This is a genomic window from Natronomonas sp. (assembly GCF_046710025.1).
Classification (GTDB): Archaea; Halobacteriota; Halobacteria; order Halobacteriales; family Haloarculaceae; genus Natronomonas.
Genome location: NZ_JBKEGK010000066.1, coordinates 1 through 11,872, shown reverse-complemented (window position 1 = coordinate 11,872; position 11,872 = coordinate 1). Strand labels below are relative to the sequence as shown.

Annotated in this window: 12 protein-coding genes and 1 tRNA gene; 11 read left to right on the top strand and 2 right to left on the bottom strand. The window is 63.9% G+C overall.

Annotated elements, in window-relative coordinates; all coding sequences use genetic code 11:
- Nucleotides 1-402: 402 nt before the first annotated feature.
- The 3 genes from ACI944_RS06515 to ACI944_RS06505 all read left to right on the top strand — a co-directional run bounded on the left by ACI944_RS06515 (nucleotide 403) and on the right by ACI944_RS06505 (nucleotide 2,870).
- Nucleotides 403-831: a 30S ribosomal protein S12 gene (locus ACI944_RS06515; RefSeq protein WP_015410678.1), complete on the top strand. Its 429-nt coding sequence runs from the start codon at nucleotides 403-405 to the stop codon at nucleotides 829-831.
- Nucleotides 828-1,439: a 30S ribosomal protein S7 gene (locus ACI944_RS06510; protein WP_411718245.1), complete on the top strand. Its 612-nt coding sequence runs from the start codon at nucleotides 828-830 to the stop codon at nucleotides 1,437-1,439. The genes ACI944_RS06515 and ACI944_RS06510 overlap by 4 nt, the downstream gene beginning before the upstream one ends.
- Before the next feature lie 90 nt (nucleotides 1,440-1,529).
- Complete coding sequence (locus tag ACI944_RS06505; RefSeq protein ID WP_411718244.1) at nucleotides 1,530-2,870, top strand: PQQ-dependent sugar dehydrogenase; 1,341 nt, start codon at nucleotides 1,530-1,532, stop codon at nucleotides 2,868-2,870.
- On the opposite strand, the gene ACI944_RS06500 is transcribed toward ACI944_RS06505, so the two are convergent.
- Nucleotides 2,867-3,622, bottom strand: coding sequence for a DUF5781 family protein (locus ACI944_RS06500; RefSeq protein WP_411718243.1), 756 nt, complete (start codon nucleotides 3,620-3,622; stop codon nucleotides 2,867-2,869). The genes ACI944_RS06505 and ACI944_RS06500 overlap by 4 nt on opposite strands.
- A gap of 115 nt (nucleotides 3,623-3,737) precedes the next feature.
- On the opposite strand from ACI944_RS06500, the gene ACI944_RS06495 reads away from it, so the two are divergent.
- The 3 genes from ACI944_RS06495 to ACI944_RS06485 all read left to right on the top strand — a co-directional run bounded on the left by ACI944_RS06495 (nucleotide 3,738) and on the right by ACI944_RS06485 (nucleotide 7,219).
- A complete protein-coding gene (locus ACI944_RS06495) occupies nucleotides 3,738-3,965 on the top strand; it encodes a hypothetical protein (RefSeq protein ID WP_411718242.1) in 228 nt (75 codons plus the stop codon).
- Between the two features lie 167 nt (nucleotides 3,966-4,132).
- Nucleotides 4,133-6,322 (top strand): elongation factor EF-2, encoded by a 2,190-nt coding sequence (locus tag ACI944_RS06490; RefSeq protein ID WP_411718241.1) that lies wholly within the window; start codon nucleotides 4,133-4,135, stop codon nucleotides 6,320-6,322.
- A gap of 144 nt (nucleotides 6,323-6,466) precedes the next feature.
- On the top strand, nucleotides 6,467-7,219 hold the full coding sequence (locus ACI944_RS06485) for a winged helix-turn-helix transcriptional regulator (RefSeq protein WP_411718240.1): 753 nt from the start codon (nucleotides 6,467-6,469) through the stop codon (nucleotides 7,217-7,219).
- A gap of 253 nt (nucleotides 7,220-7,472) precedes the next feature.
- Here the strand turns inward: ACI944_RS06485 and ACI944_RS06480 are convergent, their stop codons facing one another.
- The gene (locus ACI944_RS06480; RefSeq protein WP_411718239.1) at nucleotides 7,473-8,180 is read right to left on the bottom strand and encodes a universal stress protein; all 708 of its coding nucleotides are present in this window, start codon (nucleotides 8,178-8,180) and stop codon (nucleotides 7,473-7,475) included.
- A 239-nt stretch (nucleotides 8,181-8,419) separates the two neighbouring features.
- Here ACI944_RS06480 and ACI944_RS06475 point away from each other — a divergent pair, with 239 nt between their 5' ends.
- The 5 genes from ACI944_RS06475 (at nucleotide 8,420) to ACI944_RS06455 (ending at nucleotide 11,857) form a co-directional block, all read left to right on the top strand.
- Nucleotides 8,420-8,944, top strand: a complete 525-nt coding sequence (locus ACI944_RS06475; RefSeq protein ID WP_411718238.1) for an amino acid-binding protein — start codon at nucleotides 8,420-8,422, stop codon at nucleotides 8,942-8,944.
- Complete coding sequence (locus ACI944_RS06470; RefSeq protein ID WP_411718237.1) at nucleotides 8,941-9,885, top strand: homoserine dehydrogenase; 945 nt, start codon at nucleotides 8,941-8,943, stop codon at nucleotides 9,883-9,885. Before ACI944_RS06475 ends, ACI944_RS06470 begins: the two co-directional genes overlap by 4 nt.
- A 179-nt stretch (nucleotides 9,886-10,064) precedes the next feature.
- Nucleotides 10,065-11,330 carry a translation elongation factor EF-1 subunit alpha gene (gene tuf, locus ACI944_RS06465; RefSeq protein WP_411718236.1) on the top strand — a complete coding sequence of 422 codons (1,266 nt, stop codon included), beginning with the start codon at nucleotides 10,065-10,067 and terminating at the stop codon, nucleotides 11,328-11,330.
- A 3-nt stretch (nucleotides 11,331-11,333) separates the two neighbouring features.
- Complete coding sequence (gene rpsJ, locus ACI944_RS06460) at nucleotides 11,334-11,642, top strand: 30S ribosomal protein S10 (RefSeq protein ID WP_015410669.1); 309 nt, start codon at nucleotides 11,334-11,336, stop codon at nucleotides 11,640-11,642.
- 143 nt (nucleotides 11,643-11,785) lie between these two features.
- Nucleotides 11,786-11,857, top strand: a tRNA-Ala gene (locus tag ACI944_RS06455).
- Nucleotides 11,858-11,872: the final 15 nt, after the last annotated feature.

Genomic DNA, 11,872 nt, shown 5'->3' with positions numbered 1-11,872 from the left:
AGAATACACCCTCGACGACGCCGAAACCGCCCGCGATAACGTCGCCGAGGCCGCCCGCCAACACCTCGCACTCGGGATGGTACTGCGGGCCGCCCTCGAAGAGGGCGACTTCGAATAACCGAGCCCCCAGACACACCCCAACAGCGGACACGTAGAACAGCACCGCCGCCCGACCGGTGACCCCCGGCGATCACGACAGTCAGTTCTCAACGACGGACGACCGTCGGCACTCCATTTATATATGGCACACGGGGGATCTTGATCCGTCATAACAGTCGTTGTCGCCAACAGAAATCAACCGCCCTGCTTCCGCTCGGCGCGCGCCTGAATCGTGGGCCGCTCTCACGTGTTGCAGTCGGAAAAGGGACCCTTAAGTAGCTCCGTAGAGAAACAACACTTACTATGGCGAACGGCAAATACGCCGCGCGCAAACTCAAGAAGGACCGCCAGAAACACCGGTGGTCCGACTCCGATTACGCGCGCCGTGCCCGCGGACTTGGAAAGAAGTCCGACCCCCTCGAGGGAGCCCCGCAGGGACGGGGCATCGTCCTCGAGAAGGTCGGAATCGAAGCCAAACAGCCCAACTCGGCAATCCGGAAATGCGTCCGGGTCCAGCTCATCAAGAACGGCAAGCAGGTCACCGCCTTCTGCCCCGGCGACGGAGCGATCTCCTTTATTGACGAGCACGACGAGGTCACGATCGCCGGTATCGGCGGCGCGAAGGGCCGCGCGATGGGCGACCTCTCCGGTGTCAACTACAAGGTCGAGAAGGTCAACGGCGTCTCGATGATCGAACTCGTTCGCGGGAACGCGGAGAAACCGGTACGATGAGCCCCGACGCCCCCGAACCCGATGCCCCAGCGTCGACCGACGACGAGCGCGTCTCGGCGAAACTCTTCGGCGAGTACGAGGTCGACGGCATCGAGTACTCCGACCCCTCGACGCGCCGCTACATCACGGTGACGCCGATCGCACACACGATGGGCCGACACTCCGAAAAGCAGTTCAAGAAATCCGAGATTTCGATCGTCGAGCGGCTGATCAACCGCCTGATGCAGACTGACGAGAACACGGGCAAAAAACAGCAGGCGACCCGGATCGTCCGCGAGGCCTTCGAAATCGTCGAGGACAGGACCGACGAGAACCCGATTCAGGTGCTCGTGACGGCCGTCGAGAACGCCGGCCCACGCGAGGAGACGGTGCGGCTGAAGTATGGTGGCATCTCGGTGCCGAAAGCCGTCGATGTCGGGCCGCAACGCCGCGTCGACCAGTCTCTGAAGTTCATGGCGCAGGGTACGTACAACAGCGCGTTCAAGACGACGACCTCGGCCGCCGAAGCGCTGGCGAACCAGCTTATCGGCGCGTCGAACTACGACCTGCAGGCCTACCCGGTCAGCCAGAAAGAAGAGCAAGAGCGCGTCGCGGCCGCCGCTCGCTAATCGCCCGTTGGTTTCTTTCCTTTCTGTTCTCCGATGCCACAAGCCACCGCAAACAGTACGTTTTAGCGGACCGAGTTCCACGATTTAGGTATGCCTTCCCGCCTGCCGCGCCGCCGGTTTCTGCTCGCTGTCGGCGTCGGCGCGACCACCGCCGGCTGCCTCGGCGACGGGTCCCCGGCCGCCTCGGGCCCGGACCCGGTCGACTCGGCGTTCGACCTCGGGGTCGACCACGACATCGAATCGTGGGACCGCTACGACCCCGACTGGACGGCTCCCGACACGTCCCCGCTTGCGGCTGCTCTCGAGGTCGAGACGCTCGCCGAGGGAATCGAGATTCCCTGGGGGATGACGTTCGCCCCCGACGGAACGTGTTTTATTTCCGAGCGCGTCGGCCGGATCAACCGCTACGAAGCCGGCTCCCTCGAAACGGTCGTCGAACCTGACGGGGTCATCGAACACGCAAGTTCGGTCGCCCCGGGCGAGGACGGCGACTGGTGGGACGGCGGCGGCGAGGGGGGGTTACTCGGGATCGCGCTTCACCCGAACTACCCTGACGTTCCCGTACTGTACGGATTTTATACGTACGGCTCCGACGACCTCCGAAACAGGCTGTCGTACTTCGATCTGAGCGGCGACGACCCGACGGAAACGGTCGTCATCGACGGGCTTCCCGGAGAGGACTACCACAACGGGGCCCGCCTCGCGTTCGGCCCTCGGAACTACCTCTGGGTCACGACGGGCGACGCCGGGACCGAGGCGTTGAGCGCCGATCCGGACAGCCTCGCCGGGAAGGTGTTGCGATTGAAACCGGACGGCACCGCTCCCGAGGACAACCCCGATGCCGGCGACCCTCGCGTGTACAGTTACGGCCACCGGAACCCGCAGGCGATGGCGTTCCTCCCGGACGGCACGCCGGTGGTCACCGAACACGGCCCGTCCGCCCGCGACGAGGTCGTCGTCGTCGAGCGGGGTCAAGATCACGGCTGGCCGGACGTCCGAAGCGGCGGCGAAGACGACCAGTATCGGCGGTACGGCGACTCGGCGGGCGTCACGAACCCACTCGTGAACACCGGACCGAACGAGACATGGGCTCCGTCGGGGGGCGTCTTCTATACGGGTGCGGCCGTCCCGGCGCTTCGGAATCGTCTCCTCGTCGGCGGCTTGCGCTCGCAGACGCTGGTTTCGATCAGCGTCCACGGTGGGGCTGCCCCCGACATCGGCGGGTCGCGATACGACGACTCGTGGCTTCACCCCGACTACGAGTCGGTCGCCCACAACCTCTTTGCCGACGAACTGGGGCGAATCCGCCACCTTGAGCAAGCCCCCGACGGCCAACTGTACGCGATCACCTCGAACCGTGATGGCCGGGCGAATCAACCGTTTCCCGTCGAGGGCGACGACCGACTCGTCCGGATCGTCCAGCGGGACTAGTCCGCGGCGCGTCTTTCGTCCGAACTGATGTATTCGCGGGTCACCTCGACCAGCGCTTTTCGGTATTCCGACGTGCCAGGGTCATCGCCGAGCGACTGGAAGTGTCGCTTGAATCGCGATAGCGAGACACTGGGGGCGTCGGCTGCGGCCGCGTCCGCGAGATCGTACAGTCGGTGCCCCTCGTCGATGGCGCCGTGTCGCTCAAGAAGTGCAAGCGCGAACGCGGCGTTGACGGCCGTGATCTCCGGGTCGGCCGACTCCGTCTGGCGGGTCCACTCTCCCGGGGCGGGTTGCGGTATCTCCGCCAGTGCGGCCGCGAGCGACGATTCCATGAAGTCGACGAGTTTTCCTGTCGGCCCGATATCGAGGGTGATGTCGTCGGCGTAGATGTCCTTCATATGATTGGCGATCTGATAGCAATGCGAGAGCTTTCGGCGCTCGACGCTCCGGCCGGCAAGTGCTAAGAACAGCGCTTCCTCGGTCGATTGAACGTGGGACGGATGACCCTCCTCGTAGCGCGCCATATGTGCGAACTCGTGAAGCGCGAGTTCGCGGGCCATCGCTGAACTGGCCGCCCGTTGCGAGACGAGCAGCTCGTGGCGATCATCGTAGTGCCCCGCCATCGTTCGCTCGTCGGGGTTTTCGCGTATCTTCACGATCACGGGCAACTCAAGATCGTACTCCGTCGCGAGCAGGTCCCGTGCGGCGAGAAACGGCTCGACAGACCCGCTCCCTCTCACGCGAACATCCATGTCATAAGCTACCACGAGATGTATCCGTTTGACTGTTTCGCCGCCGGTACCGCGCCTCCGGCGCTCCGCGCGTCCATTCAGGATTCTTTTACATACTCCGAGCAACAGTAGGTGCATGGTTCGCACGTTGCAGTCGTCCGTCGGCACCGCAGTCCGTGACACCGTCCCGTTTGTCGTTATTACGGCGATTTGGATCGTCATCATGTCTGCCGTCTACGGCCTGTTCCTCCTCGCGAAGCCAGCCGGAGTTACGTACACCGCGGCGATTCACGGCTCTGTGTTCGTCCCGCCCTTCGTGGGCTTTCTCGGCCACGTTGTCCGCGAACTACTCCGCACCGAGTGACCGGCGAGACCACTCGTTCTATATTTAAACAATCCGACGAGCTTCGGCGCGAGACCGCCGCGCCGAAACGTTCCGAGACCCACAGTTTTGTCTCGTGAGCCTCGTCGTGGGGCAGCCCACGACGAAACACTACTCTTTTCACGCTGCTGGCGAAATTAGACAGTATAATGGGCCGACGCAAGAAGATCGTACAGGAGTGTGAACGGCTGATGGACGCTCCGGAGAACATCCGGAACATCGCCATCGCCGCCCACGTCGACCACGGGAAGACGACGCTCACTGACAACCTGCTGGCCGGTGCCGGGATGATCTCCGACGACACCGCGGGCCAACAACTCGCGATGGATACGGAGGAAGACGAACAGGAACGCGGGATCACCATCGACGCGGCTAACGTTTCGATGACCCACGAGTACGGTGATAAAAACCACCTCATCAACCTCATCGACACGCCGGGCCACGTCGACTTCGGCGGCGACGTGACGCGCGCGATGCGTGCCGTCGACGGCGCGCTAGTGGTTGTCGACGCCGTCGAGGGCGCGATGCCGCAGACCGAGACCGTCCTCCGGCAGGCGCTACGAGAGGGTGTCAAGCCGGCGCTCTTCATCAACAAGGTCGACCGCCTCATCTCGGAGCTTCAGGAAGGCCCCGAGGAGATGCAACAGCGGCTCATGGGCGTTATTTCGGACGTCAACGAGCTCATCCGCGGAATGACCGAAGAAATGGACGACATCGACGACGACTGGACGGTTTCCGTCGAGGGGGGGACTGTCGGCTTCGGCTCCGCGCTGTACAAGTGGGGTGTCTCAATGCCGTCGATGCAGCGCACCGGGATGGACTTCGGCGAGATCATCGACCTAGAGAAGGCTGACAAGCGACAGGAGCTCCACGAGCGGACGCCCCTGTCGGATGTTGTTCTCGATATGGTCTGTGAGCACTTCCCGAACCCGGTCGACGCGCAGCCGCGACGTATCCCGCGGATCTGGCGTGGCGACGCCGACTCCGATCTCGCCGGGACGATGCGTCTCGTCGACGAGGACGGCGAAATCGTGCTGATGGTCACTGACATCGGTGTCGACCCCCACGCCGGCGAAATCGCCGCGGGGCGGGTCTTCTCAGGTACCATCGAGAAGGGTCAAGATCTGTACGTTTCCGGAACGGTCGGCACGAACCGCGTGCAGAGCGTCGGCGTCTACATGGGTGGCGAACGCGAGGAAGTCGATCGCGTCCCGGCCGGCAACATCGCTGCCGTGACGGGGCTAAAGGACGCAATCGCCGGCTCGACGGTCTCGAGCGTCGAAATGACGCCGTTCGAGTCCATCGAGCACATCTCCGAGCCGGTCATCACGAAGTCTGTCGAGGCACGGAGCATGGACGATCTGCCGAAGCTCATCGAGACGCTCCAGCAGGTCGCAAAGGAGGACCCAACGATCCAAATCGAGATCAACGAGGACACCGGCGAGCACCTCATCTCCGGACAGGGTGAACTCCACCTCGAGGTCATCACCCAGCGTATCGAGCGCAACCAGGGAATCCCGGTCAACACCGGCGAACCGATCGTCGTCTATCGCGAGGCCCCCCAGAGCGAGTCCCGCGAGGTCGAGGGGCGGTCGCCGAACAACCACAACCGCTTTTATATCACGGTTGAGCCGCTTGAAGACGATATCGTCGAGGCGATCAAACTCGGCGAGGCGTCGATGGACATGCCCGAACTCGAGCGCCGCGAGGCGCTCATGGACGAAGGCATGGACAAGGATACAGCCCAGAACGTCGAGCACATCTTCAATACGAACGTCTTCATCGACGACACGAAGGGGATCCAACACCTCAACGAGACGATGGAGCTCGTCATCGAGGGCCTCGAAGAGGCTCTGGACGACGGCCCCCTCGCCGCCGAGCCCGTTGAGGGCGCGCTGATCCGGCTGCACGACGCCCGACTCCACGAGGACGCCATTCACCGCGGTCCGGCACAGGTCATCCCCGCGGTCCGCCGCGCGGTTCACAACGCCCTGATCGACGCCGAGATCAAACTGCTCGAGCCGATTCAAGAGGTCCGCATCGATGTACCGAACGAGCACATGGGCGCCGCCTCCGGCGAGATCCAAGGCCGGCGTGGCCGTGTCGACGACATGTATCAAGAGGGCGATCTGATGGTCGTCGAAGGGATCGCCCCCGTCGACGAGATGATCGGCTTCTCCTCGGACATCCGATCCGCGACCGAGGGCCGTGCCTCCTGGAACACCGAGAACGCCGGATTCCGGGTTATGGCAGACAATCTCCAGCCGGAGATCATCGACGAGATCCGCGAGCGGAAGGGAATGAAACTCGAGTTGCCCGAACAGGTCAACTACTTCTAAACGCCCGCGCGTCTCGTCCGTGGCGCCGGTTCACGGGGCTCGATATTCGATTTCGCCCCCGGTTTCGCCTCCAGTCTTGTTCTCGCGACGGCCATCACGCCTCCAACGCCAAACGCATAAGACGCGTCTGATCGGAGAGACGATATGGCCCACCGTCTCGACGAGATCGACCGACGCATCATCCACGCGCTGATGGACGACGCCCGGAACACCTCTGCCCCGATGATCGCGGAGGGGTTGAACGTCTCGGCCGGAACGGTCCGAAACCGGATCGACCGACTTGAGGAAGAAGACGTCATCCAGGGGTACACCGCAACGATCAATTTCGAACAGGCGGGCGGGCGACTGACATCCCTTTATATGTGTACGGTTCCGGCGGCCGACCGGGAGCGCCTGGCACTTGCCGCACAGGCGATCCCTGGCGTCGTAAACGTCCGAATCCTGATGGCCGGGCGACGTGATCTCCACGTCGTTGCCGTAGGCGAGGACACCGAGGATCTGCGGGCGATTGCCCGGTCGCTCTCGGAGTTAGACATACAGATCGAGGACGAGGAACTCGTCCAGACCGAGATTCGAAGCCCCTATGCCCCCTTCAGGCCCGAGGAATCCGAACAGTCCTCCGGCGCAACGGACATCGTTACCCTCGCCGACGGTGCCGATGTCATCGAGGTCGGGGTCGCAGATGGCGCCCCCATCGTCGGCCACTCGGTCCCGAGCGCGAGGGCCGACGGACTGCTCCCGGACGCGCCCGTCGTTGTCTCGATAGAACGGGATGGCACGATAATCCAACCCGACGAGGAGACGACGGTCAGGGCCGACGACGTGGTGACGGTTTTACCCCGAACCGCCTCTAGAGACGAACTCCTGTCAGTCTTCGCCGGCAACGACAGCCGCTGAACCTTCCCGTCTCGGTCGACACGACCCCACGCCTGTCTCCCTTTTTTGACTGGACTGACCGCCCGTTACCCGCCGGGGGACGCGATTCCTCTTTGTTGCTCTACTGGCGGTCCAGAATCGATAGAACCGGTGCAATCGGGTCACTTATTCCCGACAACTACGGGAACGTCGATGACGTGCCAGCGGCGGAAACAGACTGACTGCCCCCGACCCGTTTGCTCGGTCAGTACGTTTTGCTCTGCCTGTTGTTGAGTCAGTAATCGCGGCGTACGACGATGACCGGATCACCGGTCGCGTTCCGGATGCGGTCCGGAAGCGTCCCGAAGATCCGGTCCCCGAGGCGCGATTCAGCCTCGTACATTACGACCGCGTCGTACTCCGAGGCGACACGGATGATCTCGTCGTCGTGGCTTCCGGTATCGCTAACGCGCGTGTCGACCGCATCTGGATCGAATCCCACCTCAAGCAATCCCTCTCGGGTTTCTGTGACGATCTCTTCGCCGCGTTCGTGATCTTCCTCGCCCTCGACGACGTGAAACAGAGTGATCGTGTTCGCCGTGTCCTCACAGAGGACGTCGACAAACCGCGGGAGCCGGTCGAACTCGGCGACGTCCGGCAGCGGGACGAGGATCCGATCGATCCCCTCGGTCGGCGCCGGGTCAAGCTCCGCCGCACACTCCTCTTCGATCGTGACCCGGTCGATTGCGGCTGCCCGGTCCTTTCCGAACACCAGCCGGGTCCGAACGTCCGCTCCAGCCTCGATGAACGGTTCGGCGAGTTCCTCCAAGCGCTCTATCACCTCGTCCTCGAACTCATCGCGTGCGGACTCCTTCGGCGTCTGCTCCGGAACGCCGTAATGACCGAGCAACACGATCTCCAGCGACGAGAGATCCTCGACGAGCACCGGCGAGACCGGTTCCGGGTCGGGGAACTCGAACGGGATCAAGATACTACTGGCCATACGTAATCCTTGGGTCGGCGATGGAAAAATCGGTTGGGGAATCCAACAGCGTCGGTCCCAGCCCCCACCACGCCACCTAGTGTCGGCTTTCTCGGCCCATCAGACCGGCATCGCTGCAGTTAGGCCCTGCCGGTCTCCGTCGATCCAGACAGCGTCGCGGTCACGCTTGCGAATGGCGGCGCTCTTATAACCGGCGGGGCAGAGATACACCTAATGAGCGAACGTACGGAGGTGCGTCGATGAGCGGGACCGATACGAACTCGTACACGGTTCGGCTGGAACTTGTCGACGAACCCGGCGAACTGCTGCGCGCGCTTGAACCCATCGCTGACAACGGGGGAAATCTGCTCTCGATCTTCCACGAACGGGGAAACCTCACGCCGCGGGGACACATCCCCGTCGAAGTCGACCTCGAGGCGACGGAGGCGCGTTTTGATACGATTGTCGACGCGCTCCGGGAAGCGGGAGTTAATGTCATCCAGGCCGGCGCCGAGCGCTACAGCGAGGAACTGACGGTCGTCCTCGTCGGGCATCTCGTCGAGACGGATCTCTCGGACACGCTCCGCCGGTTTGCCGACCGCGGCGGGGTTTCGGTCGCGGACGTCTCGCTGTCTGCCCCTGCTGGGACCGAGGGCCCCTCCAGCGCGCGGCTCCGGCTAGTCGCAACGGAGGGCCAAAGCGACGACGCACTCGAGACGGTCCGGGCGGTCGCCGATGAAAAGGATCTCCGCGTCGTCGAACCACTGACGGAGGGGTCGGCGTGAGACTCGCAATCGTCGGCTCGGGCGCCGTTGGCACGTCGGTGATCGAGTTAGCCGGTGGGTACGGCCACGATGTTGTCGGCGTGGCCGACTCCGCAAGCGGCGCGGTCGGGGCAACCGGCCTTGACACCGAGGCGGTGCTGTCGCGGAAACGCGAGCGGGGCACCGTCGGCGACGGAACGCCCGAGGACGTTCTCGAGGCCGACTACGACGTGTTAGTCGAGGCGACACCGACGACGCTTGGCGACGCCGAACCGGGCTTTTCACACGTCGATCGCGCTCTCGAGCGCGATCGCCACGTCGTGTTGGCGAACAAGGGACCGGTCGCCGAGCGCTACGACGATGTCCGGTCGTTGGAGGCCGACTCCGCGGGGACCGTCCTCTTCGAGGCCGCGGTCGGCGGCGCGATCCCGGTACTGTCGACGATCGACGACCTCAATGGGCAGGTGACCGCCGCCCGCGGCGTCCTCAACGGGACGGCCAACTTCGTCCTTTCGCGGATGGCCGCCGAGGGCCTCGGCTACGAGCACGTTCTAGCCGAAGCGCAGGACCTCGGTGTCGCTGAGGCCGACCCGACCTTCGACGTGGAGGGGATCGACGCGGCCCTGAAATGCGTTATCCTCGCGAACGTCCTCTACGAGGACACCTACACCCTCGAAGACGCCGAGGTCGAGGGAATCGACGACCTGCCGGGGAGCGCCTTAGAGTTGGCTGCCGAGGACGGACGAACGATACGCCTCATCGGCGAGGTCGCGGACGGTGACGTCCGGGTCGGCCCCCGGTTGGTCCCCGAAAACGGGACGCTCGCCGTTTCGGGGACGCTCAACATCGTCCAGTTGGAGACCCACCATGCCGGACGGCTCAACATTTCCGGGCGCGGTGCGGGCGGCCCCGAGACAGCGAGTGCGGTGCTCGCGGATGTCGGCCGGTTGCCCTCCAGGTGACCGTCCCGGCGGACTGATCACTCCGGCTTCGCAAATCGCTCTGACCCCGGCTAGCCGCATCCCGTGGTATCGGGTCGCAAACCGCCCGACACGTCCGGATTCGGCCGAACCCTTTCGAAATCGTTTTACGGGGCACCGACAAAAGATTCCGATACAGCGCATCCGCGCGTGAGACAATAATGAGCGACATACCCCACCAGAATCTGGCCGTCATCGGCCACGTCGACCACGGAAAGAGTACAATGGTCGGGCGGCTCCTCTTCGAGACTGGGAGCGTACCCGAGCACGTAATCGAGCAGTACCGAGAGGAAGCCGAAGAGAAGGGCAAGGGCGGCTTCGAGTTCGCCTACGTCATGGACAACCTCGCCGAGGAGCGAGAGCGCGGTGTCACCATCGACATCGCCCACCAAGAGTTTGACACCGACAAGTACAATTTCACTATTGTCGACTGTCCGGGCCACCGCGACTTCGTGAAGAACATGATCACGGGCGCGAGCCAGGCCGACAACGCGGTCCTCGTCGTCGCGGCGGACGACGGCGTCCAGCCGCAGACACAGGAGCACGTCTTCCTGGCCCGCACCCTTGGCATCGACGAACTCATCGTCGCCGTCAACAAGATGGATCTCGTCGACTACGAGGAGTCCAAGTACAAGACGGTCGTCGAGGAAGTCAAACAGCTCCTCCAGCAGGTTCGCTTCAACGTCGACGACGCGGAGTTCATCCCGACCTCCGCCTTCGAGGGCGACAACGTCTCCGAGGCCTCCGAGAATACGCCGTGGTACGACGGCCCCTCGCTACTTGAGGCGCTCAACAACCTGCCGGAGCCGCAGCCGCCGACGGACGCGCCGCTGCGCCTCCCGATTCAGGACGTTTACACAATCTCCGGCATCGGCACGGTCCCGGTCGGCCGCGTCGAGACGGGCATTCTCAACACCGGCAACAACGTCTCCTTCCAGCCCTCCGACGTGGGCGGGGAAGTCAAGACGGTCGAGATGCACCACGAGGAAGTGCCGAAAGCCGAACCCGGTGACAACGTTGGGTTCAACGTCCGCGGAATCGGCAAGGACGACATCCGCCGTGGCGATGTCTGCGGCCCAGCCGACGAGCCGCCGACGGTCGCCGAGACGTTCCAGGCACAGGTCGTCGTCATGCAGCACCCCTCGGTGATCACGGCCGGCTACACGCCGGTCTTCCACGCCCACACCGCACAGGTCGCTTGCACGGTCGAGTCGATCGACAAGAAGATCGACCCCTCCTCCGGCGAGGTCGCCGAGGAGAACCCGGACTTCATCCAGTCGGGCGACGCGGCCGTCGTGACGGTCCGTCCCCAGAAGCCGCTCAGCATCGAGTCCTCGAACGAGATCCCCGAGCTGGGCAGCTTCGCCATCCGCGATATGGGTCAGACCGTCGCGGCCGGCAAAGTCCTCAGCGTCAACGAGCGATAACGCATGCAGCAGGCACGCGTTCGCCTCGCGGGCACGGCTCCGGAGGACCTCGACAACATCTGCGATGACGTCCGCGAAATCGCGGACAAGACGGGTGTAACCCTGTCGGGCCCGGTCCCGCTCCCGACGAAGACACTCGAAATCCCCGCGCGCAAATCCCCTGACGGTGAGGGGACCGCAACGTGGGAGCACTGGGAGATGCGCGTCCACAAGCGTCTCATCGATATCGACGCTGACGAACGCGCGCTCCGCCAGCTGATGCGGATCCAGGTCCCGAACGACGTCTCCATCGAGATCGTCCTCGAGGACTAGCCGAGGCTCGGACGCCGAGCGGGGTAACGCCCTGCGACTCACGGCCGACGCACTCGCCGTGTCCGCCGCAGCGCTCACGCGCGGTCGCTTTCGGCACCCCGAATCAGAAGGTTCAAACGACGCTCCCGGTAACACACGGTTGCGGGCTCGTAGATCAGCGGCAGATCGCTTCCTTCGCAAGGAAGAGGCCCCGGGTTCAAATCCCGGCGAGTCCACTCGCGCTACGCGCG

What these genes read in the sequence shown, in the direction of transcription:
- ACI944_RS06515 (WP_015410678.1), top strand. Translation starts at nt 403, where the DNA reads ATGGCGAACGGCAAATACGCCGCGCGCAAACTCAAGAAGGACCGCCAG.
- ACI944_RS06510 (WP_411718245.1), top strand. Translation starts at nt 828, where the DNA reads ATGAGCCCCGACGCCCCCGAACCCGATGCCCCAGCGTCGACCGACGAC.
- ACI944_RS06505 (WP_411718244.1), top strand. Translation starts at nt 1,530, where the DNA reads ATGCCTTCCCGCCTGCCGCGCCGCCGGTTTCTGCTCGCTGTCGGCGTC.
- ACI944_RS06500 (WP_411718243.1), bottom strand. Translation starts at nt 3,622, where the DNA reads ATGGATGTTCGCGTGAGAGGGAGCGGGTCTGTCGAGCCGTTTCTCGCC.
- ACI944_RS06495 (WP_411718242.1), top strand. Translation starts at nt 3,738, where the DNA reads ATGGTTCGCACGTTGCAGTCGTCCGTCGGCACCGCAGTCCGTGACACC.
- ACI944_RS06490 (WP_411718241.1), top strand. Translation starts at nt 4,133, where the DNA reads ATGGGCCGACGCAAGAAGATCGTACAGGAGTGTGAACGGCTGATGGAC.
- ACI944_RS06485 (WP_411718240.1), top strand. Translation starts at nt 6,467, where the DNA reads ATGGCCCACCGTCTCGACGAGATCGACCGACGCATCATCCACGCGCTG.
- ACI944_RS06480 (WP_411718239.1), bottom strand. Translation starts at nt 8,180, where the DNA reads ATGGCCAGTAGTATCTTGATCCCGTTCGAGTTCCCCGACCCGGAACCG.
- ACI944_RS06475 (WP_411718238.1), top strand. Translation starts at nt 8,420, where the DNA reads ATGAGCGGGACCGATACGAACTCGTACACGGTTCGGCTGGAACTTGTC.
- tuf (WP_411718236.1), top strand. Translation starts at nt 10,065, where the DNA reads ATGAGCGACATACCCCACCAGAATCTGGCCGTCATCGGCCACGTCGAC.
- rpsJ (WP_015410669.1), top strand. Translation starts at nt 11,334, where the DNA reads ATGCAGCAGGCACGCGTTCGCCTCGCGGGCACGGCTCCGGAGGACCTC.